At 66.6% G+C, this 23,098-nt stretch carries 22 protein-coding genes; 5 read left to right on the top strand and 17 right to left on the bottom strand.

Annotated features, from left to right (window positions below):
• Positions 1-28: 28 nt before the first annotated feature.
• The 6 genes from yciH to ACSFDB_RS11220 form a co-directional block, all read right to left on the bottom strand.
• Positions 29-322 carry a stress response translation initiation inhibitor YciH gene (gene yciH / locus ACSFDB_RS11245; protein ID WP_006088627.1) on the bottom strand — a complete coding sequence of 98 codons (294 nt, stop codon included), beginning with the start codon at positions 320-322 and terminating at the stop codon, positions 29-31.
• Between the two features lie 116 nt (positions 323-438).
• Positions 439-2,754 carry a transglutaminase TgpA family protein gene (locus ACSFDB_RS11240; RefSeq protein ID WP_440771070.1) on the bottom strand — a complete coding sequence of 772 codons (2,316 nt, stop codon included), beginning with the start codon at positions 2,752-2,754 and terminating at the stop codon, positions 439-441.
• Positions 2,751-3,863: a DUF58 domain-containing protein gene (locus ACSFDB_RS11235; RefSeq protein ID WP_440771069.1), complete on the bottom strand. Its 1,113-nt coding sequence runs from the start codon at positions 3,861-3,863 to the stop codon at positions 2,751-2,753. Before ACSFDB_RS11235 ends, ACSFDB_RS11240 begins: the two co-directional genes overlap by 4 nt.
• A 3-nt stretch (positions 3,864-3,866) precedes the next feature.
• Complete coding sequence (locus ACSFDB_RS11230) at positions 3,867-4,838, bottom strand: AAA family ATPase (RefSeq protein WP_440771068.1); 972 nt, start codon at positions 4,836-4,838, stop codon at positions 3,867-3,869.
• A 255-nt stretch (positions 4,839-5,093) separates the two neighbouring features.
• Entirely contained in the window at positions 5,094-5,288 is a 195-nt protein-coding gene (locus tag ACSFDB_RS11225) for a cold-shock protein (protein WP_006088631.1), read from the bottom strand.
• 96 nt (positions 5,289-5,384) lie between these two features.
• Positions 5,385-5,744, bottom strand: a complete 360-nt coding sequence (locus ACSFDB_RS11220) for a DUF7573 domain-containing protein (protein WP_440771067.1) — start codon at positions 5,742-5,744, stop codon at positions 5,385-5,387.
• Positions 5,745-5,953: 209 nt separating this feature from the next.
• Here ACSFDB_RS11220 and ACSFDB_RS11215 point away from each other — a divergent pair, with 209 nt between their 5' ends.
• On the top strand, positions 5,954-6,154 hold the full coding sequence (locus ACSFDB_RS11215) for a DUF8024 family protein (RefSeq protein ID WP_440771066.1): 201 nt from the start codon (positions 5,954-5,956) through the stop codon (positions 6,152-6,154).
• A 20-nt stretch (positions 6,155-6,174) separates the two neighbouring features.
• Here ACSFDB_RS11215 and ACSFDB_RS11210 read toward each other — a convergent pair whose 3' ends face one another.
• The 10 genes from ACSFDB_RS11210 to ACSFDB_RS11165 all read right to left on the bottom strand — a co-directional run bounded on the left by ACSFDB_RS11210 (position 6,175) and on the right by ACSFDB_RS11165 (position 17,013).
• Positions 6,175-7,203 (bottom strand): 5,10-methylenetetrahydromethanopterin reductase, encoded by a 1,029-nt coding sequence (locus tag ACSFDB_RS11210; protein ID WP_440771065.1) that lies wholly within the window; start codon positions 7,201-7,203, stop codon positions 6,175-6,177.
• On the bottom strand, positions 7,203-7,973 hold the full coding sequence (locus ACSFDB_RS11205) for a coenzyme F420-0:L-glutamate ligase (protein WP_440771064.1): 771 nt from the start codon (positions 7,971-7,973) through the stop codon (positions 7,203-7,205). Before ACSFDB_RS11205 ends, ACSFDB_RS11210 begins: the two co-directional genes overlap by 1 nt.
• A 556-nt stretch (positions 7,974-8,529) precedes the next feature.
• A complete protein-coding gene (locus ACSFDB_RS11200; protein WP_440771063.1) occupies positions 8,530-8,787 on the bottom strand; it encodes an ABC transporter permease in 258 nt (85 codons plus the stop codon).
• Positions 8,788-8,963: 176 nt separating this feature from the next.
• Positions 8,964-9,530 carry a DoxX family protein gene (locus tag ACSFDB_RS11195; protein WP_440771062.1) on the bottom strand — a complete coding sequence of 189 codons (567 nt, stop codon included), beginning with the start codon at positions 9,528-9,530 and terminating at the stop codon, positions 8,964-8,966.
• A gap of 213 nt (positions 9,531-9,743) precedes the next feature.
• The gene (locus tag ACSFDB_RS11190) at positions 9,744-10,481 is read right to left on the bottom strand and encodes a maleate cis-trans isomerase family protein (protein WP_440771061.1); all 738 of its coding nucleotides are present in this window, start codon (positions 10,479-10,481) and stop codon (positions 9,744-9,746) included.
• Entirely contained in the window at positions 10,478-12,160 is a 1,683-nt protein-coding gene (locus tag ACSFDB_RS11185) for a hydantoinase B/oxoprolinase family protein (RefSeq protein WP_440771060.1), read from the bottom strand. The genes ACSFDB_RS11190 and ACSFDB_RS11185 overlap by 4 nt, the downstream gene beginning before the upstream one ends.
• Positions 12,157-14,295 carry a hydantoinase/oxoprolinase family protein gene (locus ACSFDB_RS11180; RefSeq protein WP_440771059.1) on the bottom strand — a complete coding sequence of 713 codons (2,139 nt, stop codon included), beginning with the start codon at positions 14,293-14,295 and terminating at the stop codon, positions 12,157-12,159. The genes ACSFDB_RS11185 and ACSFDB_RS11180 overlap by 4 nt, the downstream gene beginning before the upstream one ends.
• A 28-nt stretch (positions 14,296-14,323) precedes the next feature.
• Positions 14,324-15,568 (bottom strand): Nramp family divalent metal transporter, encoded by a 1,245-nt coding sequence (locus tag ACSFDB_RS11175; RefSeq protein WP_440771105.1) that lies wholly within the window; start codon positions 15,566-15,568, stop codon positions 14,324-14,326.
• Positions 15,569-15,723: 155 nt separating this feature from the next.
• Entirely contained in the window at positions 15,724-16,269 is a 546-nt protein-coding gene (locus tag ACSFDB_RS11170) for a ribbon-helix-helix protein, CopG family (protein ID WP_440771058.1), read from the bottom strand.
• A 189-nt stretch (positions 16,270-16,458) separates the two neighbouring features.
• Positions 16,459-17,013 (bottom strand): metallophosphoesterase family protein, encoded by a 555-nt coding sequence (locus ACSFDB_RS11165; RefSeq protein WP_440771057.1) that lies wholly within the window; start codon positions 17,011-17,013, stop codon positions 16,459-16,461.
• Between the two features lie 334 nt (positions 17,014-17,347).
• On the opposite strand from ACSFDB_RS11165, the gene ACSFDB_RS11160 reads away from it, so the two are divergent.
• Both ACSFDB_RS11160 and ddh read left to right on the top strand, forming a co-directional pair.
• Positions 17,348-18,742: an eIF2B alpha/beta/delta subunit family protein gene (locus tag ACSFDB_RS11160; protein WP_440771056.1), complete on the top strand. Its 1,395-nt coding sequence runs from the start codon at positions 17,348-17,350 to the stop codon at positions 18,740-18,742.
• A gap of 869 nt (positions 18,743-19,611) precedes the next feature.
• Positions 19,612-20,544 carry a D-2-hydroxyacid dehydrogenase gene (gene ddh / locus ACSFDB_RS11155; RefSeq protein WP_440771055.1) on the top strand — a complete coding sequence of 311 codons (933 nt, stop codon included), beginning with the start codon at positions 19,612-19,614 and terminating at the stop codon, positions 20,542-20,544.
• 81 nt (positions 20,545-20,625) lie between these two features.
• On the opposite strand, the gene ACSFDB_RS11150 is transcribed toward ddh, so the two are convergent.
• Complete coding sequence (locus ACSFDB_RS11150) at positions 20,626-21,837, bottom strand: polysaccharide deacetylase family protein (RefSeq protein WP_440771054.1); 1,212 nt, start codon at positions 21,835-21,837, stop codon at positions 20,626-20,628.
• A 182-nt stretch (positions 21,838-22,019) separates the two neighbouring features.
• Between ACSFDB_RS11150 and ACSFDB_RS11145 the strand changes: the two genes are divergently transcribed.
• Complete coding sequence (locus ACSFDB_RS11145; protein ID WP_440771053.1) at positions 22,020-22,541, top strand: GNAT family N-acetyltransferase; 522 nt, start codon at positions 22,020-22,022, stop codon at positions 22,539-22,541.
• Between the two features lie 60 nt (positions 22,542-22,601).
• Positions 22,602-23,072: an NUDIX hydrolase gene (locus tag ACSFDB_RS11140; RefSeq protein ID WP_440771052.1), complete on the top strand. Its 471-nt coding sequence runs from the start codon at positions 22,602-22,604 to the stop codon at positions 23,070-23,072.
• Positions 23,073-23,098 lie beyond the last annotated feature (26 nt).

The following is a 23,098-nucleotide window of genomic DNA, read 5'->3' as shown; positions in this document are numbered from 1 at the left end:
CGGAAGTCGTCTCAGATCATCGCGGGCATTAGGCGACGTTGAAGCCGCGGTCCCGAAGGAACTCTTCGATGCGGCCCCTGTGATTGCCTTGCAGTTCGATCTGGCCGTCTTCGACGGTTCCCCCGCAGGCGAACTTGGACTTCAAGTCCGACGAGAGACTGTCTAAGTCGACGTCCTTCGGATCGAATCCTTCGACGATCGTTACCTCTTTACCGTATCTGCGCTCGTCAATGCGGATATTGAGTTGCTGTTGTCCCTTGGCTACGTCTTCGCAGACGCAAAGTTCCTCGGGCAGCCCGCACGTCGAGCAGACTTCCGACATTACGTTCCATGCTACGAAACGGCCATATTAAACACTATCGGGACCTACATCCCCTCGCGTGGTTCTTTTTGAGCCGGACGAGGCTGACGAGACGACGGATCGGGGCGACATCGATGTTACCGGCGGCCGACGATCGGGAGGCGCGCTCGAGTGAACTCGTCGACGAGTTCGATCGTCTCGTCGGCCTCGCTCCGACTGACGCCGCCGCCGTAGAGCGCTCGCTCGTAACGGTCGACGACCGTCGCAACCCGCGAATCGACGTCTCGATCCGGATCGGCCGACAGCGCCTCGAGGTAGCTGCGGGCGGACTCCGAGCGCTCGCGCGGTCGGTACTCGCGTGCGAGTACGCGCTCGAGTCGCCGGTAGGCGCGTTCGGTATCGCGGTCGGGGTCGTCGGTTCGTCGCTGCCAGTAGCAGCCGACGGTTCGTCGAACGCGGTCCGTCGCGCCGGTGCGGTGGACGCCGGCAACTACCCCGACGAGCGCGACCAGGCCAATCGCGGCCGTCTCGCGCGAGACCGAGAGTGCGGAAATGAGGCTACTCACGAGTCCGTCGTCGCGCTCGCTCGCCTCGGCGCTCGTGCCGGCGCCGTCCGAGCCGTCGTCGGACCCACTCTGGTCGTCGTCGGAACCGGGATCGGTCTCGTTCAGGTCGGAGCCGTCGTCGGAACTGGGGTCACTCTCGTTCAGGTCGGAGCCGTCGTCGGCAGCCCCGTTCTCGTCGGGATCGTCCGCGCTCTCGTCGTCATCGTCGCTGACCGGAACGTCCTGGCTCGAGTCGGTGTCGACGTTGTCGGCGCCGTCCGAGCGGGCCTGTTCGACGCTGTCGGCGTGAGCCTCGTCGCGCGGCCCCGGCGGCGTCGGCTCGAAGGCGACCCAGCCGTGGTCGGGGAAGTAGACCTCGACCCAGGCGTGGGCGTCGGTGCCGCGGACGACGTACTCGTCGTCGTCGACCTCCTGCCCGGCCGTATAGCCGGTGACGTAGCGGGCCGGAACGTCCTCCGCGCGCAGCATCTGGGTCATCGCCGTCGCGAAGTAGACGCAGTAGCCTTCGTCCATCTCGAGCAGGAACTCCTCGGCGACGTTGCCGTTGGGTCGGTCGACCTCGAGCGAGTAATCCTTCGTCGAGCGGAGATGGGATTCGATGGCGACCGCTTTGTCGTAGGGAGTGTCGGCGTCGGCGGTGATCTCGGCAGTACGCTCCTCGAACTCGCTCGAGGTGCTCTCGGGCGTCTGGAGGTAGTCGCCCTCGAGGATCGGCTGCGGATAGTTCGTCCCCGCAGCGCGGAGTTCGGCCGCGTTAGGGTCGATGATCGCGCTCTCGACGGCGTAGCTGTCGCCCTCGATTACGGACGTCGTCGGGTGGAACTGCCCGTGTGCGCTGACTTCGGTGTGCTGGGCGAGATCACCTTCGATGGCGAGTGGCTGTCCTGCGGCTGGCAAGACGCCGAGGTCGGTCTCGGCGGTGACGACCTGTCGGACCCGCTCGTGCTCGCCGGGCGGTTCCTCGAGCGGGCCGTCGTAGGCGCTGGCATCACCCGTTCGGATCCACTCGTCGCCCGCGAAGCGGTCGTAGACGCCCGTTCGCCAGTAGGCCCCCTGTTCGGACTCGACGGTGAACCGCACCTCCGGCGAGAGATCGACGGAGCCGCCGATCCCCGACCGCTCGGAGGAGTAGTCAATCGCGCCCTCGAGCGTGTTGGGATCGCCGCCGGAGAGGTGGTCCGAAGAGCCCGAGCCGTCGGGAACGAACGTGACCGACAGCGAGAGGACGATGATCAGTGCAAAGGAGACCGCAAGCAGGTCAGCCTGGGCGACGGAGCCGCCGCGTCGCTCGAGTTCGCCGAAGCCGACGGCCCCGACCGCGGCCAGCGTCCCGAGTAGGGTGACCGTCGTCCCGGCGTCGCCGGTCAGGACGAGAAAGAGCAGCGCGAAGCCGCCGGGAATCACGGCGAGTGCGTACCGCCCGCGGACGGCGAGATACCACGAGAGGAAGACGGGTGCGGGGACGAACGCGAGCGTCCAGACGCCGGCTTCGACCATTCGGAGCAGCGGGAGGCCGGCCACGAGCGTGACCGTGTCCGAGAGGATCGCGTCGCTCGCCGAGAACACGACGTCGACGCCGACGCCGGTGATCTCGAGGTAGTAGCCGAAACCGACCGCGCCGGCGACGAGCGCGGCGACGACCGCCGTTCGAGGGCGAATCGTCCAGGCGAGCACCGTCGCGACGACGATCATCGCCCCGGCGAGGGCGAACAGCGACTGGGTGCCGCCGACGACGCGGGTCACCTCGCGCAGCACGCTCACGTACGAGGCCGTCAGCACCAGCACGCACCCCAGCGCGAGCAGCCGGAACGTGTCGGGCCCGATCGAGCCGTCCAGATCGAGATCGGCCGTACGGTCGCCGGCGTGAGACTCCGACGTCGTGCTCACGAGACCACCCCCGACTCGTCGCCGTCGGCCCGCTCACGAGTCGCCCGGCCGATCGGACTGGCCCGTCGGGTCTGCCGGTTCCCCCGACGAGTCTCGACGAGCCGATCGAACGGGATCGATCGGCCGTCGACGACGACCGTCGTTCCATCGGCGTCGGCTCGGACGACGATATCCGCCGTCCGTCGCTGCTCGTCCTCGAGGTCGCCGGCCTCGAGGACGGCGAACGCCGCCAGCAGGGTGTGGCTGTGGTCCGGTCCGGATCCAGGCGGGTACTCGCCGTTGGGGACGGTCACGCCGACGCTGACGTCGGCCTCGAGCAGGTAGGCCGCGACGCTCGCGACGGCCGTCGCCAGGTCGTCGTCCCGGCCGGGAGCACACTCGGCGGCGATCGTTACGGACCCGGTCTCCTCGTCGGCGGCGTACTCCGTGACGACCAGATCCGCATCGGGTCGCTTGGCGGCGGATTTCCAGTGGACGTCGCGCAACGAGTCGCCCCGCTGGTACTCCCGCAGGTGGTCGAACTCCTCGCGGTCGCCGCGCTCGCGCTCGACGAACGCCCGGAGGTCGCTCCCGGGACCGCTCCGGAGGTCGTGAACGCGCGGGTAGACGAGTAGCGGCGTCGTTTCCGCGTCGTCGAACCGCCGCTTGAACAGTCCGAAGACGTCGGTGACGGTGATCGTCAGGGGCCCGAGTCGATGGTCTCCTCGCCGCTCGAGTCGCACTGCGTATTCGAACTGGTCGTCGCCCTCGAGAGTCGTCGTCGCGGTGGGTGCGCCGCTCTCGTCGATTCCGGTTTCGGCTCCACTGACCGGCTCGATGTCGGTAGCTACGGCTCCCTCGCCGACGGCGTCGCGAACGGTCGCCGAGACGGCCGACGCGCTCTCGAGCGTGATCTCGACCGTCCGGCGGTCGTCGACGAACCCCGCGGCGACAGGGGCACGTCTCACCTCGGGCCGTGTGGCTCGTGCGGTCGTCAATGCGCCGATGACGAGCACGACCAGCAGCGGCGTCACGACGGCGTTCAGCGCACGGGGACCGAACTCCCACGCCATCGCGAACGAGAGCGCGACGACGGCGACGGCAGTCCAGCCGCGAATCGTCGGTCGCATCTGTTACTCCACGGAGACGCGCTCGAGGGCGTTCGAAACGACCGTCTCGCCGTCGCGGTCGTGATCGGTCGTCCTGATCCGGTGGGGGAGGACGACGGGGGCTTCGGTCTGGACGTCGTCCGGAATCACGTAGTCGCGAGCGTCGGTGGCGGCTCGGGCCTGTGCGGCCCGCAGGAGGGCGATCGTTCCGCGGGGGCTGACGCCGATTCGGGCGTGTTCGCGGGTGTAGCCAGCCAGTCGCGTCGCGTACTCCCGAACCGGCGCTTCGACGCGTATCTGTGCGACGGTCTCGCGGGCGGCGACGATCGTCTCGAGGTCCGTCACCGGCTCGAGGTCCTCGATCGGGTGGTGGCCGACCGTCCGGCCCAGCATCTCGGCTTCCTCTTCAGGGTCGGGGTAGCCTAACTGGAGTTTTTTCATGAACCGGTCGAGTTCGGCGAAGGGGAGGTCGTAGGTCCGGTTCGGCTCGATCGCGTTCTGCGTCGCGATCACGGTGAAGGGGTCGGGCAGGTCGCGGGTCGTTCCGTCGACGGTGACCTGCTCTTCCTCCATGGCCTCGAGCAGCGCGGACTGGGTCTTCGGCGGCGCGCGGTTGATCTCGTCGCCCAAAACGATGTTGCCGAAGACGGGCCCGCGTTGGAACTCGAACTCGCGGCTCTGCTGGTTGAAGACGTTCACGCCGGTGACGTCCGCGGGGAGGAGATCGGGGGTGAACTGGACCCGGCGAAACGTACAGTCGACGGACGTCGCGATCGAGCGCGCGAGCATCGTCTTGCCGACGCCGGGGAGGTCGTCGAGCAGGACGTGGCCGCGGCCGAGCATGGCGGTGACGACGTGTTCGATCGCCTCCTCGTGGCCCACGATCACGTCGGCGACGTTCGCCTCGATATCGGCACAGAGGTCGGCGACCGTCGAGACGTCGAGGGCCGCCCGATCCGGGCTGGCGGTCTGCGTCGGCGGGTTCACGTCAGTCATGGTTCGTACACGTACGGAAAGCGGGGACCGGTCGAACCTCTCATCAGTACGTCAGTAGTGGCTCCGGACCATAGGCTTTGCGTCACGTTACCTGAATGTCAGCTGCCGCTGCTCGGTTTGCGGGGCGCCGGCGCTACTCCCTCTGGACGCTGTTCCGCTCGAGCGGCGCGTCTCGGAGCGATGCGGTACCGGATCCGAGATAGCCGCTGCTAGCGACGTAACAATCAGAGAACGATACCACTCCGTGAATTCGCCTTACAGGCGTTCGAGGTTCGTCGCTCGTGGGCCTTTCTCGGCCTCCTCGATGTCGAACTCGACCTCCTGTCCCTCCTCGAGATCAGGACCGCCGACGTCTTCCATGTGGAAGAACACGTCGTCGTCTGCGTCGTCGGTTTCGATGAATCCATAGCCGCCAGTGTCGTTGAAGAAGTCGACCGTACCTTTCGCCATTGCAAGTGTACCAATCCGCGACAGAGATATAAAGCTTCGGGAGTACACTCGCAGGCACCCTCGCAAAAACTCGGTTACACTCGCTGAGAGTGCCGATTACCAGGGTTTGCACGCTGGGCAGACGAAATCGCCTTCGTCACGCCAGACGCGCTCGGTTTCGGTCTCGCACCGACTGCAGGTGTACGTTCCCCACGCGTACGTCGAGCGTGCGGTTTCGCGGTCTGCATCTGCGTTAGGCGTTTCGCGGACATCGTCGTCTGTCGTCTCGCCGTCGACCGGCTCTCCGTCGTCGTTACCGTCATCTGGCGCTCGTTCGCCCGTCTCGATCTCGGTAGTCGGATTCGAATTCGAGTTCGATCGCTGCTCGTCGGGGTCGTCGGGGCCGTCGGGGCCGTCGGGGTCGTCGTCGGTCGTCTCGCCCGAATCGAAGTCCGAGAGCGTCGCATCGTCGGTCACGCTCGAGGGTACGGCCGGCGATGGCTTATATTGACGTGACCGTTCGCGAGAGTCATCGGAGCCGTCCGACCCAGTACGCCGTCGGCTGCCAGCCGTCCGTCTCTCCACTGCGATCAGTACCAGCGACGGCGCCAGTGAACGGTCCGGTAGCGGCCGCTCCGTCACGGTGGACCGGCACGGCCAAGTAGGATCGGTGACAACCCCCGTACATGGACACCGTCACACCGATGAACGTGATCGTCGACAACATCATCGAGATGAACGAGCTCTTCACCGACGTCGCGATGGGCGACGGACTCGCCCCGCTGCTCGTCCTGATTGGAACGCTCCTGGTCGTCTTCACGCTCGGCGTCTTCGGCGTGCTCACCCTCGGCGCCATCGGTAGCCTCTTCTCCTCGAGTTCGAGCTAACGGTCTGACCGACCGGACTCTCACTCGGATCGTCGATCTTCGACGCTGTCGAGCGCCTCGCTCGCTCGTCGGACCGCGTCCTCGAGATCCGGCCCGAGCGGCGAGCCGACGACGATACCGTCGACGTGCTCGAGGGCGGCTTCGAACCGGTCCGCGATGGTTTCGGTCGTCCCAGCGATACAGAAGGCGTCGATCATCGCCGGCGTGACGTGACCGAACGCCTCGTGCAGATTACCTTGCTCTAACGCCTCGCTGACCGCGTCCGCGGCCTCGCGGTCGATACCGTGGCGCTCGAGAACGGGCTCGGCCGCCCCGCCGGCGATGAACGCGACGGGCGGCCGGGCCGCCTCGCGGGCCTCGGTTTCGTCGCCGGCGACGCTGACGCTGGCGAACGCGAGCGACTCGAAGGGACCGTATTCGTCCGGTCGCTCGTCCAACCCCTGCTCGATTTCGCCCGCGGCCCACTCGAGGTCGCGGGGATGGGCGGCGTTGATCAGCACGCCCTCGGCGTGTTTCGCGCTCATTCGGAGCATGTGCGGCCCCTGCGCGCCGACGTAGGTCGGAATCGCCTCCGAGGGCGGCTCGATGTTGAGCGAGGCGTCCCGCGCGGTGAACGTCCCCTCGTGGGTTACGGTCTCGCCGTCCCAGAGATCCTGCGCGAGTTTGAACGTCTCGAGAACGCGTCGGAGCGGACTGTCGCGCTCGATTCCGAGGTTCGCGAGCGAGGAGCGATCGCCGGCCCCGACGCCGAAGACGGCTCGCCCGTCGCTCACCTCGTCGATCGTCGCCGTCTGTGCAGCGAGTTTCACGGGGTGGCTCTCGTAGGGGTTGACGACGCCCGGTCCGAGGCGGATCTCGTCGGTGGTGTCGGCCATCCGCGAGAGCGCGACGAACGGATCGCGGTTGAAGTAGTGGCTGCTCGCGAAGGCGATATCGAACCCCTCGTCCTCCGCCAGCGCCGCCAGGTCGGCGACGCGCTCCGTGGGGTGTTCGGGGGTCAGTTCGATGGCTCGAGTCGCGCCGTCGGTCGGTGTGGTATTGTCTGTCATCAGTCGTCGAACCTCCATTCTCGTAGCGCCTGTCGGACGAGGTCGTCCTCGACCGCTCTGAACAGTTCGTCGCTGCCCTCGTGGTCGCCGAACTCCCAGTCGCGGACGACGACCGCGGGCGTCCCGCCGGCCCCTTCGCCCGTCACGAGGTTCGCGGCCGAGGAGAGTTCGTCGACCACGGACTGGACGGTGACGCCGAGTTCGTGGCCGTCGCGGTCGAGTTCGCCCCGCCAGTCCCGACTCGCGGGCATCCCCGCCCAGCCGAGGGCGACGCCGCGCTGGCCGTGACGGAACGGTCGCCCGCAGGTATCGGTCACGATGACGTCGACGTCTTCGATCCCACGCTCTGCGAGCCCCGACCGAATCCGTTCGGCGCTCTCGGCCGGTTTCTTGGGCAGCAGCAGAATATCGTGATCCGGTACGTTCGAGCGATCGATCCCCGCGTTGACGCAGATGTGTCCGAACCGCGTCTCGGTCAGCAAGAACGGACAGTCGATCAGCAGCTCCGTGCTCTCCTCCAGGACGGCCTGTGCGAAGCGCGGGTCCTTCTCCTCGCCCGCGACGTCGGCGATCCGGTCGGCGATCTCTTGGGCTCGGCCGCTGACGGGGTAGTCCTCGAGATTCGCCACTCGGCCCTCCGTCTTCGAGACGATGGTGCTCGCGACGGTGAGCACGTCGCCGGGCTCGAGGGATGCCCGATCCGCGACGAGTTCGGCGATGTCGTCGCCGGGACGGATCTCGGGCAGATCCGTCACTGGCTCCAGTTCCATACTGACAGGTAGGAAGGCGGCGTCAAAAGCGCACCGTCACCGGAGAATGGAGCCAGTGTCGGGGACTCGAGTGCTCGTGTCGAAGCCGAACCTCGGGTCGATACGGGTTATCGGTCGTACGGAAACTGACCAGAACGATTTGTGGAATCACAGAGTAGAGTCCCACAGGACTTGGAGAAAATATTTGATGGTGGGACTGTCAGAGAAAGCATGAACGAACATGCGACGGATTGGACGGCGATACTGACCCCGCCGTTCGTATTGGCTGTTTTGGGCTATGGGTTCTTTTTTGAAAGCCTACTTCTTGCTATTATTGTGATACTCTTAGCGGGAATACTCAAGGTGCTACGCGAGATAGCGTCCTCGATTTCCAGTGAACAGTAAGAGTGCGTCTCTGACACGACCCCACCGTACCGGCAATAAATACCGATCGAATCGAATACAAACGAGAAAACGCGCACAGAACCGCGTTCGTTGGGGATGTGTCGGGGTTTCGACACCCCTCGACCAGCGTCTGGCCGCCGACTGGCAGTCGAGACCTCGAAACAGCCGACACTCAGGAAGCTGATTCATCCTCGAGTCCGGCCGCTTTCCCCTCGAGAAAGGCATCGATTCCCCGAAACAGCACCTGATACGAGAACCACAGTCCGTAGGTTCCGACGACGACGCCAGCGGCGGTACCGAGCGGCGCAAATAAGTCGACAGCATATATCGCTCCGAAGTAGGTGAACACGAGAATCAACACCGATCGAGTGAAGACCCAGTTCGCAATCTCCGCAGGCGACTGTGTTGGTTCCGGCTCGAACGCTTTCATACAACCAATCGACAGCTATGGTGTAAATAGATTGAGGACTTCGGATCCCACTCGAGATACGATACTCTGCCCTAGCGAATGGGACGGTGCTCGAGGAGTATGCTCTGGGGGAATCCGTCGTATGATGCGGGAAACGAGAAAAACGACAAGAAGTGGAGTCGGTGTTCGCAGCCGCGTTAGCCGAGGACGTACCGGAGTTTCGGGTACTTCTCGACCAGGGTCTGGCCGCCGACTCGCAGGTTCTCGAGGTAGCGGTCCGCGCCGAGGATCCGTCCGGCTCCGAAGGCCGCGAGGGCCAGGAACAGGACGGCGTAGATCAGCGTCGAGTCGAACAGCGCGAGCCACTGGCCTTCCCACCCGCCGAGGTAGAAGGCGAACATCTGCAGCGCGCCGCCGAGGGCGGCCAGCCGGAGCAGGCCGCCGAAGATCAGCGCGACACCGATCAGGACCTGCGTGGCCGGGATCACGACGTTGATGACGTCCAGTAGCAGGGCGCTTTCGGCCATCGCGGCGTAGAGCCCGCTGACGGGGCTGGCCGGATCGACGCCGTGGACGAGGAAGCCGCTCGCGTCGAACGGCTCGCCGCTGACGAACGCCAGTTTACCGAGGCCGGCGAACAGTATCATGCCGCCCAGCAGGAATCGCAGGGCGACGACGAACCACGCCGACAGCGCGTGTGGCTGGCCCTCGAGTTTGATTCCCGCATAGCGGCTTTCGAGTTCGTTTTTGGTGGTAGTGGACATGATCGGGTTCCTCCGTATACTCGATACAACGCAGGAGATACCTTTGAACGAATACCCATCTTCCCACCCTGCGGGAACAACATTGAGTGCGCTAACACCGATCTCGCTTCCGATTCGTTCACGAGTTTGCCAGCCCAGTACGATTTCCGCTAGGTATCGATACCGATCGCACCGATCACTCGCTCCTCGAGCCGAACGACCGTCGACCGCCGCTCACGCCCGGTCGTGGTCGAACAGCGCGCCCGGCCCGTCAGGATCGACCTCGAGTCCGGCGACGCCACAGACGTCCCACAGCGTCGCGCCGTTGCTGGTGATCACCGGCACCCCCAGTTTCGCCTCGAGCGGATCGACGGCGGCCAGCGACCGGTAGTTCGTACAGGAGACGAAGACGGCGTCGAGGTCGTCGACCCCGTCGACGCTGTCGAGCACCTGTTGAGACGCGTCGTCGGCGTCAAGCGCGCCGATCGCCGTGTTCGACTCGAGCCCCCAGCCGTCGATCGATGCGACCTCGACCCCCGCCGCCTCGAGAAAGTCGCGCTCCTTCGCGTCGAGGTCGGCGGTGTAGGGCGTGACGACTGCGACCCGTTCGGCGTCGAGCGCCTCGAGTGCGCGTACCACCGAGCGGGCCGTCGCGACGGCGGGTGCGTCGGCCGCCTCCCGCAATCGCTCCTCGAGTTCGGCGTCGAACCCGGGTCCGTGGAGCAGGCTGCCGGTGGTGCAGGCGTAGGCGACCGCGTCGACGTCGGCGTGGCCCAGCAGTTCGGCCGCCCGCGCCGCGTCGTCGCTCATCGCGTCTAACGCGTCGACGGTCACCGACTCGAGCGCCATTCGGGCGCCGTGGACGGTGATCTCGTCGGGAAGCCACCGGCGGAACTCCGGTTCGGCCGTGGTGTTCGAGGAGGGGACGATCAGCCCGAGCCGGCCGCGAACGTCGTCGGCGTCGGTGTTCATCGATCGGCCACCCCTCCCTTCGCTTCCTCGTCCGTATCAGTTCGCTTCCCGGCCGATCGGTCGTCAGCGAGCGCCGCCTCGTCGCGCTCGCTCGGCTCGCCGTGTCCGCCCCCGCCGGGCGTTCTGACGGACACCGTCGTCCCCGCTTCGACGTCGACGGTCGTCTTCGCGGGCACCGACTCGCCGTCGATCAGGTTCTCGCCGGTGGCACCGTTCTCGCCGCCGGCGACGCCCTTCGGCGCGTGACGACGCCGTTCGGTCAGCAGCGACACCGTCGCGTCCGCCTCGACGGTGACGGTACGCTCGAGTCCCAGTCCACCTCGGAACCGCCCGCGGCCGCCGCTACCCGGACGCAACGCGTAGCGTTCGACACGGAGCGGGTACTCGGTCTCGAGGGACTCGATGGGCGTGTTCAGCGTGTTCGTCATACCAACCTGCACGCCGTCCATGCCGTCGCGATCCGCTCGAGCGCCGAAGCCGCCGCCGATGGTCTCGTAGTAGGTGAACGAGCCGTCGCGCGCGCCGATGGTCAGGTTGTTCATCGTCCCCTGGCCCTGGGCGGGCACGCGCTCGGGTGCGGCCCCCGCGAGCGCGGTGAAGACGACGTCGGTGACGCGCTGGCTGGTTTCGACGTTGCCGCCGACCACGGCGGCGGGAGGGTTCGGATTCAACAGCGATCCCTCGGGCGCGTGGACGCTCACCGGCTCGTAGCAGCCGTGATTCGGCGGGATCTCGGGGTCGGTGATACAGCGCACGACGAAGTAGACCGCGCTCTTTGCGACCGCGATAGGGGCGTTGAGATTCCCCTCGAGTTGGCCCGCGGTCCCCGAGAAGTCGACGTCGATCGCGTCGCCGTCGACCGTCACCGAGACGCGGATTTCGATGTCTTCGTCGGTGATGCCGTCGCCCTCGAGGAGGTCGGTCGCCTCGTAGGTGCCGTCGGGGAGCGCGGCGATCTCCTCGGCGATCCGCTCGCGCGAGTAGTCGATGACGGCGTCGAATCCGGCGAGAACCGTCTCCCGTCCGTGCTCGTCGAAGAGCGCCGCGAGCCGCGTTTCAGCGCGTTCGTTCGCCGCCAGTTGCGCGCGCAAATCGGCCCGTCGCTCGGTCGGGTTACGGACGTTCGCGAGGATCAGCGACTGGACGTCCTCGCGGCGCTCGCCACCCTCGACGAGTCGGGTCGGCGGGAGTCGAAGCCCCTCCTGGTAGATCTCCTGTGCCCCGGCGGGCATGCTGCCGGGGGTCATCCCGCCGACGTCGGCGTGGTGGGCTCGAGAGACGGCGAAGCCGACGATTTCGGCTGTCTCTTCCCCTTCTCTTTCGGGTGCGATCGGCGACACCATCGTCACGTCGGGTAGATGCGTCCCGCCCGTGAACGGGTCGTTGAGCACGAAGACGTCGCCCGGCTTCGGATCGTACTCGAGCACCGCGTCGACGGCTGCAGGCATCGCGCCGAGGTGGACCGGGATGTGCTCGGCCTGGGCGATCATCCGGCCCTCAGCGTCGAACAGGGCCGTCGAACAGTCCCGGCGCTCCTTGATGTTCGGCGAGTAGGCCCCGCGGATCAGCGTCTGGCCCATCTCTTCGGCGACGCTCTCGAGTTGGTTTCGCAGCACCTCGAGGGTGACCGGATCGATACTGTCGTCGGAATCGCTTTCGGCGTCGGTCTCTCTCGTCATCGCTCGCTCACCTCCGTTTCGTCCGCCGCTCGACTCATCACCAACGTGCCGTCCGCGAGGATTTCGCCGCCCCAGTTCGGTGGGACGACGGTCGTGCTCTCGGCCTGTTCGAGGATCGCCGGCCCGGAAATCGTCGCGCCCGACGCGAGTCGATCCCGATCGTAGACGGTCGTCTCTCGGGGCTCGACGCCGGTTCCGGGGAAGTGTGCGTCTCGGGAGCCGAGACGAGCATCTCCCGTCCCCTCGTGGCGGACGGTCGGCTCCGTTCCCGGAACCGTCGCCGTCGCGCGGAGGTTGACGACCTCGAGCGATTCGTCCATCGCGTAGCCGTAGGCTTGCTCGTGGGATGCGTGGAAGCGCTCGGCTACGGCATCTGCGTCGAACGACTCGTCGACGGGAACGGTCAGTTCGAAGCTCTGACCCGCGTAACGGCAGTCCGCGGCGCGTTCGACCTCCGCGGCGTCTCGATCCGACGCGTCCGCGAGCACGTCCGCGACGAGGTCGTCGTAGACGGACTCGAGGTCGGCCGGCTCCGCGCTCTCGAGAGGCACTCCGACGGTTCGAACCGCGTCGTAGCTCTCGTCGGCCGCGAGCAGGCCGAACGCCGAGAGAACGCCACCCGGCCGCGGGACGACGACCCGATCCACCTCGAGCGAGTCGGCCAGCGCGGCGGCGTGCATCGGTCCCGCACCGCCGAAGGCGACGACCGCAAATTCGCGGGGATCGTGGCCCCGCTCGACCGTCACCGCACGGATCGTCCGCGTCATCGTCGCGTTCGCCACGCGATAGACGCCTCGCGCGGCCTCGAGCGCGCTCTCGAGGCCGGCCTCGTCCGCGAGTCGCTCGAGCGCGTCGTGAGCGGCCTCGACGTCGAGGGTCATCTCGCCGCCCAGTGCGGTCTCGGGACCGATGTAGCCGAGGACGACGTTGGCGTCGGTGACCGTCGGCTCGGTGCCGCCGCGGCCGTAGCAGGCGGGGCCGGGCTCTGCGCCCGAGGAACGGGGGCCGACGCGCAGCGCACCCCCCGAATCGACCCACGCGATCGACCCGCCGCCGGCGCCGACGGTGTTCACGTCAACCATCGGCGTCCGGATCGGGAGCCCGGCGATTTCGGCGTCGGTCGTCCGCTCGGCCTGTCCGTCCCGGACGAGGCTCACGTCGCTCGAGGTGCCGCCCATGTCGAAGGTGACCAGCCCCTCGACGTCGGCGTCGTCGACGGTTGCAGCGGCACCGACAACACCCGCAGCGGGACCCGACAGCGTCGTCGTCACGGCGTGTTCGCGAACGGTTTCGGGATCCGCGATGCCGCCGTTGGCCTGCATGATCCGCGGTGCCGGGATTCCGGCGTCCTCGGCTTCGTCGACCAGTCGACCGACGTAGCGGTCGATCGCCGGCCGAACGTAGGCGTCGACGGCCGTCGTCGACGTCCGCTCGAACTCCCGGAACTCCGCGAGCACCTCGTGGGAGGCCGAGACCGGGACCGCGAGTTCCTCGCGCAGGATCTCGGTGACGACCCGTTCGTTCTTCGAGTCGGCGTAGGCGTGCAGGAGACAGACGGCGACGGCCTCGACGCTCGACTCACGCAGGCTCGCTGCGAGGTCGCGGATCTCGTCGGGATCGACCGGTTGCTCGACGCCATCGGTCGTCGTCCGCTCCGCGACCTCGTACCGTCGCTGGCGGGGGACGAGCGGATCCGGCTTCTCGGCCTCGAGGTCGTACAGATCCGGCCGGTTCTGGCGGCCGATCTCGAGGACGTCCCGGAACCCCTCGGTCGTGACGAGCGCGGTCTCCGCGCCGCCGCGCTCGAGGAGGGCGTTGACCGAGACGGTCATCGCGTGGGCGAAGGCGTCGATTTCGCCGGGATCGATGCTCGCTCGCTCGCAGGCCTTTCGGATGCCCTCGAGCACGCCGAGCTGTTGGGGATCGGTCGTCGGCACCTTCGCGGTAACGAGGCGGTCGTCGACGGTCAGCGCGACGTCGGTGAAGGTGCCGCCGACGTCGACCCCGATTCTGGTGTCGTCCGTCTCGGGCGTCGCCCGTCTCTCAGTTCGGTTCGCGTTTATCTGTTCGTCTGGCGTTTCCGTGTGTTCGTCTGGCGTCTCTATGCGTTCGTCTCGTGCGTCTGTCTCGTTCATTAGTGGAGAGCGGTATAGTCAGTAGTCGTTAGAACGGCAGGAAGCCGAATAATACCTCGAGGCCGTCGCCGACGACCACGACGTCGTAGAGCGTCTGCAGACCGATTCCGACCACGACGAGCGTGATGAAGCCGCCGAGGACGTTCTGGAGGGTCGTGTTCGTGTGTTCGCCGAGCAGGTCGTCGTTGTTCATCGCGTAGATGAGGAAGACGGCGAGGATCGGCAGGAGGAGCCCGTTGGCGACCTGCGCGAAGACGATGACCTCGACGGGGTTGTAGTCCAGCGCCGAGAAGACGATGCCGACGCCGAGGATCGTCATCCAGATCGCCCGGAACCGCGTCGATTTCAGGTCGCGCTCCCAGCCGAGAGCCCCCGCAGTCGCGTACGCTCCCGCGAGGGGAGCGCTCATCGCGCTCGTAAAGCCGGCCGCGAAGAGGCCGATCGCGAAGAACGTCAGCGCGTAGCCGCCGAAGACGGGCTCGAGCTGGTCGGCCATCTCGCCGACGTCGGCGATCTGGGTGCCCTCGGGGAACACCGCGGCGGCCGTGACGACGATCGAGGTCGTGATGAGCCCGCCGACGATGATCATGCCGATCGTGTCGGTGCGACACTCCGCGAGGTCGTCGGGGCCGCTCCAACGCTCTTGGACGGTGCTCGCGTGCAGGAACAGGTTGTAGCCGACGACGGTGGTGCCGACGAGTCCGGCGATCAGGTACGCCGACCCTTCGGGAACCGTCGGCACGAGACCGCCGCCGAGGGCGGTGATGTCGGGCCGAACGATGATCGCGTTGAGCACGAACGCGAGTCCCATGATGACGACGAGTCCGATGAAGACCCGCTCGATCAGTTTGTAGCTGCCCGACCACAGCAAGGCGGCGGCGACCAGTCCGATGAGCGGCCCCCAGATGTTCTCGCTAACGCCAGTGATCGTCGCGAGGCCGGCCGCGCCGCCGACGATGTTCCCCGTCTGGAACGCCGCCGTCCCGATTCCGATCGCGCTCACGACGAGCGCGACGGTCACCCCCTTCGCGATCGGGTTCGAGAACTCGTCGCGGAACGCCTCGCCCAGTCCTTCCTTCGAGATCAGTCCCAGTCGCGCGCTCATCTCCTGGAGCACGATGGTCGCCAGGATCGAGAACGCGATCGTCCACACGAGCAGGTACGCGTACTCTGCCCCGATGACACTCGCCGTCGTGACGGTTCCCGGTCCGACGAACGCCGCGGCAACGAGTGCGCCCGGTCCGATCGCCTTCAATCTATCTACAACACCCATGATGTATGTCCACATACATCCCTCTCCGAAGACCACAAAAGGGTTGTTAAGAACCGAACACACGGACTCGAGTATTCCCGTACGGGTGATGTTCGACGTATGAAATTGTATGAACGTCAGTCGTTCGTCGACGAATCCGTTCTCCGAGCGTGGAATCAGCTACTCGAGCGTTCGGTCACGATCACCTTCGAGACACCTTGCTCGATCTCGATCTCCGTCGGCAGATCGACCGTGCTGCGCTCGAGAAAGCGCGTCATGAACCAGCGGATCGCCTCCGAGGGGAAGACGATGTGGTAGACGTCGTCCTCCTCGCTGCGGACATCCAGGAAGCCACAGAACGAGAGCCACTCGAGGACTTCGCCGACGCTGTCGAACCGCTGGGCGTACTCGCGAGCGTGGTAGTCCGAGACCCTGTCGGCCGCGTCGACGAACGCCGGATCGGGGTCGCCGCCGGCGTAACAGTGCTCGAGAAAGGCGTGGAGAAAATCGACGTCAAGCAGGACGTGCTCGCCCGAGGTGAGCATCTGATAGTACTGTTCTAAGTTGTCGCTCGGCGAGGCGCTCGCCGCCTCGAAGTTCGCCGCGTAGAAAGCGAGCGATCGGCGAACGATCTCGCTCTGTCCGTTGCCGGTCTCGGCGAGGAGCGTCTCGAGTGCCGCTTGCGAGTCGTCGTCGAGCGAGACCGTGACGCGCTGAGTCATGTGTCCTCGTCGAACGCGAGACGGGTATAGTTCACGGCACGTGTCCGACTGGAGTCAGGTTCGCGGCCTCGAGTCGGTCGTCGCTCGTCGGTCGAGAGGACGACATCAGTGAATGTGCTGCCGACAATGTATCGTTCGTTCACCGCCTGCGACCGAGGGCCCAACTCGCGTTCTCTGAGACGGGTCGATCTATCCGGTTCGATGCTCGACCGAGAGGGTTCCGTCGTCGACGGTCGCGACGAACATCGTCTCGAACGTCGTGGGTGCGGCGCCGGTGGCGCTCCCCGGGTTCAGCAGCCGGACGCGACTGGCGGGTTGACCCTCGTCGTCGGCTCCGTGGGGGTCGTCGAACGTGTCGGTCGTATCGACGACCTGGTGAGTGTGGCCGGCGACGGCGACGAGCGTCGTATCGGCGTCCGCGTCCGCTTTCTCGCGGACTGTCCCGACGACTCGTTCGCGCCAGCTGCCCGACGAGCCGTCGCCGTGAGTGACGACGAACGTCACGCCGTCGACCTCGAGGGTGGCCGTCCGCGGCACGTCGAGTGTCGCCGGATCCACGTTGCCGAGAACGGCGGTCAGTTCGCCGTTCGTGAGGTCGATCATCCGCTCGTAGGCCCCGATCGATTCGAAATCGCCGGCGTGGATGGTGTGGTCGGCCCGCTCGATCTCGGCGACGACCCAGTCGGGAATGTCCGACTCTCGAGTCGGGACGTGCGTGTCGGAAACGATCGCGATACGGGTCATAGCGTCCGTTTGTTGCCCCGTCTCGAAAACTGTTCGTCTCTCCCAAACCGTTGTCCCGACGCCGAAAACCGTTGTCCCGACGCCGAAAACCGTTGTCCCAACGCGGAAAACCGTTGTCCCAACGCGGAAAACCGTTGTCCCGACGCCGAAAACCGTTGTCCCAACGCGGAAAACCGTTCGTCAGCGGACGATCCCTGCGGCCTGTCTCACGTACTCGAGATCGTGACGGGAGACGCTGCCGGCCTCGAGTGACGCGTTCGACCGTGAGGGCGACCAACCGGGACGGCGAGTCGCTGTCGAAAGCGACACCACTCCGGCCCCCGTCGGGACGGGTATGTGCGCCGACGCTTCCGATGGAACGCACGTCGTCACCGCCTTTCTCAGACACCGGGGCGACATTCTCCTCCTGTGCCGCAGCGACGCCGTCGGCACCTATCAGGGCCGATGGGGCGGCGTCTCCGGCTTCGCCGAGGACGACCCTGACGAACAGGTTCGCGCGGAGATCCGCGAGGAGACCGGTCTCGAGCCCGGTGAATCCGTCTCGCTCGTTCGCTCGGGCCGCCCGGTCGAGTTCGCGGATCCGGTCCTCGAGCGCGAGTGGGTCGTCCACCCGTATCTGTTCGACGCCGACTCTCGGGAGATCGAACTGAGCGAGGAACACGACGCCCTCGAGTGGGTGTCACCCACGGCTGCTATCGATCCGGACGACGATCGCGAGACCGTGCCCGAACTCTGGACGGCCTACGAGCGCGTCGCGCCGACCGTGCGGTCGATCGCGGCCGACGACGAGCACGGCGCGGCGTCCCTGTCGATCCGGGCGCTCGAGGTGGTGCGCGATCGGGCGGGGTTGCTGGTGGCGGAGCGCGAGGAGTTCGGGACGGATCCCGACGGCGAGTGGGACGAACTCGCCGAACTCGCCGGTCGGCTGCTCGAGGCTCGCCCTTCGATGGCGGTCCTCCGAAACCGGGTCAACAGGGCGATGAGCGAGGCAGTGGAGGCCACACCTGACGAGGAGTCGGTTTCCGGCGCACCGGCCGTCCTCGAGTCCACGATCGCCGGAATCGAGCGCGCGGTCGCCGCCGACACCGACGCCGCGGCGGCCGCAGGCGAGCGTATTGACGGCACCGTCGCGACGCTCTCGCGGTCGGGAACCGTCCTCGAGGCGCTCCGCGGGGGCGATCCGTCGCGGGTTTTCGTCGCCGAATCCCGGCCGGCGCGGGAGGGGATCGACGTGGCGGAGGCGCTGGTCGAAGATGACGCAATCGACTGTCCCGTCACCGTTCACACCGACGCGGCCGCCGCGCACGTTTGCTCGCAGGAGGCCGTCGATCGGGTCGTCGTGGGTGCGGATACGGTGCTTCAGGACGGCTCCGTGGTGAACAAGACCGGAACGCGAGCGCTGGCGCTCGCGGCCGTCCACGAGGGGATTCCGGTGACGGTCGTCGCCGCGACGGACAAGCTCTCGACGCGCGAGGAGGTGAACCTCGAATCAGGCTCCCGATCCGCCGTCTACGACGGCGACGCGTCGCTCGACGTGGTGAATCCGACGTTTGACGTGACGCCCGCGGACTGCGTGGACGAGATCGTGACTGAGTGTGGGGCGCTCGAGGCAGGCGAGGCGCTTTGCGCCTCGGACCAGGCGAGCGGGTCTTCGACCCGCGAGGCCGTCGACGACGTTGGGTCCGTCGTCGAGGAATTGCGAGGGCTCGAGGACTGGCGCGACCGGTAGACCGAAGCGATAGACGGAAACCCCTCGAGTGTGTACTCGAAGTCGGCGGCAGTGACGATATGTTACCCCCTCCGAGCCCCTTGTGACGAGGATTTTTCCTGAGCCGCCCTTTCGAAGTTCCCAGCGACGGCACTGTCTCTGAACCGTCCTCTCAGTGGTTCCAATAGTTGACCGACTTCGCGGATCGATCGTCAGTACAGACGAAGTCGGTATCGGTTGGTTTGTCCTGGTGTTTAATTTCAATTACTGTCGGATCCTAGATAGGAAACACGACGACCTCGAAAGCCCCCAGTGCGCTCGCCCGTCCCCGACTCGCTGCGCGCGCTCGCTTCGCTCGCGTGCTTTCTTCGTCGGGGACGGATCGAGCGCATCGGCCCCTTTCAGTCCCACCCGCGGCCTCGTCCTCCCCAGCCGACTCGTTCGCTCGCACGCTCGCTCACTCGCCCCTCGCACGATGTCGTCGGCTGCACCCTCGCAAGTGCTCGGGCGCACCGTCAGCGCGCGCCACGTGGCCGGGAGTGCGGCTCGAGCGTTGCGAGAGCCGCGCGAACCGGGGAAGGGCAGGGGTATGGGCGATCCTGGCGGACTGAAAGGGCGAAGCGGGCTCGCGCTGAAAGAGCGTCGCTGCGGTGGCGCTATCCGAACGCAGTGAGGATATCCACCGCAGCGGCCGCGAGCCCGCTGCGGGCTTTCGAGACAGTATCTGTGACGAGAGGATAGAGAAGACAGCAACTAGCTGATTGAAAGAGTACCGCTCACTATGCTCACCGAATGAACACTCTCAGCTGTCCAATGCAGATTCCAGCAACGATGCCGACGGCGAGTCGTCTCTGGAAAGGTTCAACTCGAGTTCGTCCGTACCCACACCCATGCACTTCGAACTCGAGCGACTCGGCGTCCACGACTCGGTCGACGCGGTGTTTCCGCCGTCGGAACTCGCGGACTACCTCTCCGACCTCCCGGTCGCCGTCGACGTGATCGGCGACGACGAAATCGCCGACTGCGACGCGGTCGTCACCCTCGAGTACCGCGAGGCGTTCCTCGACCTCGACTGGATCCACTCCATTCAGGCTGGCGTCGACCGGTTTCCGTTCGACGACCTCAAGGCCGCGGACGTGCTCCTCACGAACAGCACGGGGATCCACGACCGCACGGTCGGCGAGACGGTCGCGGGCTACCTGCTCGCATTCTCGCGACGGCTCCACGACCACGTCGCAAACCAACAGGAGCGCCGGTGGGAGCGCCCCGAGTGGGACGAGGCGTTCACGCTGCCCGGAAAAACCGCCTGCATCGTCGGCACCGGAACCCTAGGTCGCGGCGTCGCGGAGACGCTCGGCGCGCTCGGCGTTCGCGTCATCGGCGTCCGTCGGTCGGGCGATCCCGTGCCCGGATTCGAGGCAATCTACGCGAACGACGACCTGCTCGAGGCCGTCGCCGACGCCGAGTTCGTGATCGCCACGGTCCCGCTGACCGACGAAACCCACCACCTGTTCGACGCCGAGGCGTTCGACGCCATGCGCGAGGACGCCTACTTCGTCAACGTGGCCCGCGGGTCCGTCGTGGACGAACCGGCGTTGGTCGACGCCCTCGAGTCGGATTCGATCGAAGGCGCGGCGCTCGACGTCTTCGAGGAGGAGCCGCTGCCCGAGGCGTCGCCGCTGTGGGAGATGGACGAAGTGATCGTCACGCCCCATTGTGCAGCCTACACGCGGGACTACTTCCGGGACGTCGGCGAGATCGTCCGCGAGAATGTGGAGCGACTCGAGTCTGGCGACGAGGCGTTCCACAACCGTGTGGTCTGATCCGGGTTTCGTTCCCAGTCAAACCCCGGCTTCACCCACAGCCGACGCCGTTCCTCGCTCACAGTCGACTCCGTTCCTCGCTTATAACCGGTCGTCGTCCTCACGCTCGAGCCGGCGGTAGAGCGCGGTTCCCGCGAGGCCGGCGGCCGCGGCTGCGCCGGTGCCCGCCAGGATCGGCGTCCGGTTGTCTCGAACCGTGGACGCGATGCGGTCGCCGCTCGCTCGCGATCCGTTCCCGTCCGATTCGGCGGCGTCGGCGGTCGTCTCCGTCTCGGTCCCGTTTCCTTCGTCCACCGCCCCCTCAGTGCTCTCGTCGCCGGCTGCCGGCCAGGCGTCGAGATCTTTCAGCGCCTCTCGAAGCGTCACGATCTCGAGGTTGCGCGCGTTCGCCTCTCGAATCGCGAACCGGACGCGTTCGGGCGTCGTCTCGTCGAACTGGCTATGGCCGACCACGATCCCCAGATAGTCGCCCGCGGCGACGTCGTCGTAGAAGCGTTCGATCTCGGCTTCGCTCACCGACTGTCCGTCGATACTCGAGCGGCCGAGTGCGTGCGAATCGAGGCCCTCGATCGCGTTCAGACCGTTTCCACCGCGGTTCGCGAACGCGGCGTAGTGGTCCTGGACGAGGTCGTCGACCAGTCCGTCGCTGCGACCGAAGGGCGAGACGAAGCCGTCGACCGTGACGCCCATCTCCTCGAGGGCTTCCTTCGAGCCGACGACCTCCTCGCGGATGCGGTCGTCTGCGAAGCGGGCGAACGCCGTTCCCGCGTCGAAGGCCTCGCCGACCGGTTCCGCGAGGTCGAGGGAGATCCCGGTATCGTCGCGGTCGCCGCCGGCGATGACGTTCTCGACGGTCCGGTCGCCGTCGCTGATCACGATTTCGTCGCCGTCGTGGTCGCCGAGGAAGCTGCCGTCGAGGGAGAGCCGGTCGTCGTCCGGCTCTGCGGGTTCGGTGAGATAGAGGTTGCCGACGGCGACGTGACTGGCGGTGTGGGACATGATCTCCCAGCCCTCAGCCTCCATCTCCCGCAGGTGTTCCGGGAGGAGTCCCCAGGAGGTGTCGACGTAGTCGACGACGGCCGCACAGCAGGCGGGAACGCCTTCGTCCCGGTGGACGGGGAACGTGTCGGTCCAGTCCTCGCGCCAGCTATCGTCGTAGATGAACACGATCCGCCCGTCGGTGCTCGCTTCAGGGGAGCCGACGACCGTCCCGGTTCCGGCTCCGAGTCCGGTCATCGCGAGCGCGCTCGCCGCCCCGAGCCGACAGGCCTCGCGCCGTCCGATGCGATTCATCTGTGTCCTCCGGGATCTTCGCTCAGTCTCGTCTGGCCTTCGCGTCGGTGTCTCGGTGGCGAGCGCTCGAGCCGTACGCTGTGTTCCATAGTCGCGACTCTCCTGCGCCCAGCCGTTATTATAATACCGTTAAGCGTTCCAGAACGGCAGGGAGAGCGATTACAGTAGACCGACGACAGCGCATGGCACAGCCTCAAGTGACGCTCCGCGAAGCGACGTCCGCAGACGCCGAGTCGATCGCCGACACCCACGCGGCCTCGATCCGCGAACTCGGACCCGCTGCGTACGACGACCGGCAGGTCCGAGCGTGGCTCTCGAACGTTCCGCCCGAGCGCTATCCGCTCGAGGACCCCGACCACCACGTCGTCGTGGCCGAACTCGAGGACGAGGACGGCGACGAAATCGCCGGCTTCGGCGTGCTCGACTGCGATCCCGATGGCCGAGACGACTCGACCGGCGAGGTCGGCGCTGTCTACGTCCACCCCGACCACGCACGCGAGGGTGTCGGTTGCGAGATCCTCGAAGACCTCGAGTCGGCCGCACGCGACGCGGGCCTCGAGGCGCTCGTGCTCACGGCCTCGCGGAACGCGATCGAGTTCTACCGACGGCAGGGGTACGAGGGAGTCGAGACGGTCGCCCTCGAAATGGAACCGGGGGTCGGACTCGAATGTCTGCGGATGCGAACGGTGCTGCAGTCGCCGTAATTCGGTTTCAGTTTCGCCGCGGATGGAATACCTGAAGGGACGCCGGCCTCTCTCGCCGGTATGGAAACGACGCGCCACTTTACAGCGACCGTCTACATCGTCAACGACGGGGCGACCGCCCTCCACGAGCACGACCGACTCGGGATCACGATCCCGCCCGGCGGACACGTCGATCGGGACGAACTGCCCGCCGAAGCCGGGCTTCGGGAAGTCCGCGAGGAGACGGGACACGAGGTGACGCTGCTCGACGAGCCGGATCCGATCGAGGCGCCTGCCGGACGGCCGTTACCCCCGCCGCGCCATCAGATGCTCTACGATATCAACGTCCACGACGGCCGGGTCGGCCACCAGCACATCGATCTGATCTACTACGCGACGGTCTCGAGTCGCGACATCTCGCCCGCGGACGGCGAGGTGGCTGCAGAGTCGTGGGCGTGGTATACGCGGAGGGACTTGCTCGAGAGCGATCTGCCGGAGGATGTCGTCACGCTGGGGACGGAGGCGATTCGCGCCGCCGGCTCTGGATCGTGATCCGATTCGAACTGTCGCCGACGTCG

The sequence above is a fragment of the Natronorubrum amylolyticum genome (assembly GCF_052040145.1).
In the GTDB taxonomy this organism is placed as follows: domain Archaea; phylum Halobacteriota; class Halobacteria; order Halobacteriales; family Natrialbaceae; genus Natronorubrum.
Note: the sequence above shows the minus strand (reverse complement) of the source record. Positions and strands in the feature narration are given on the sequence as shown.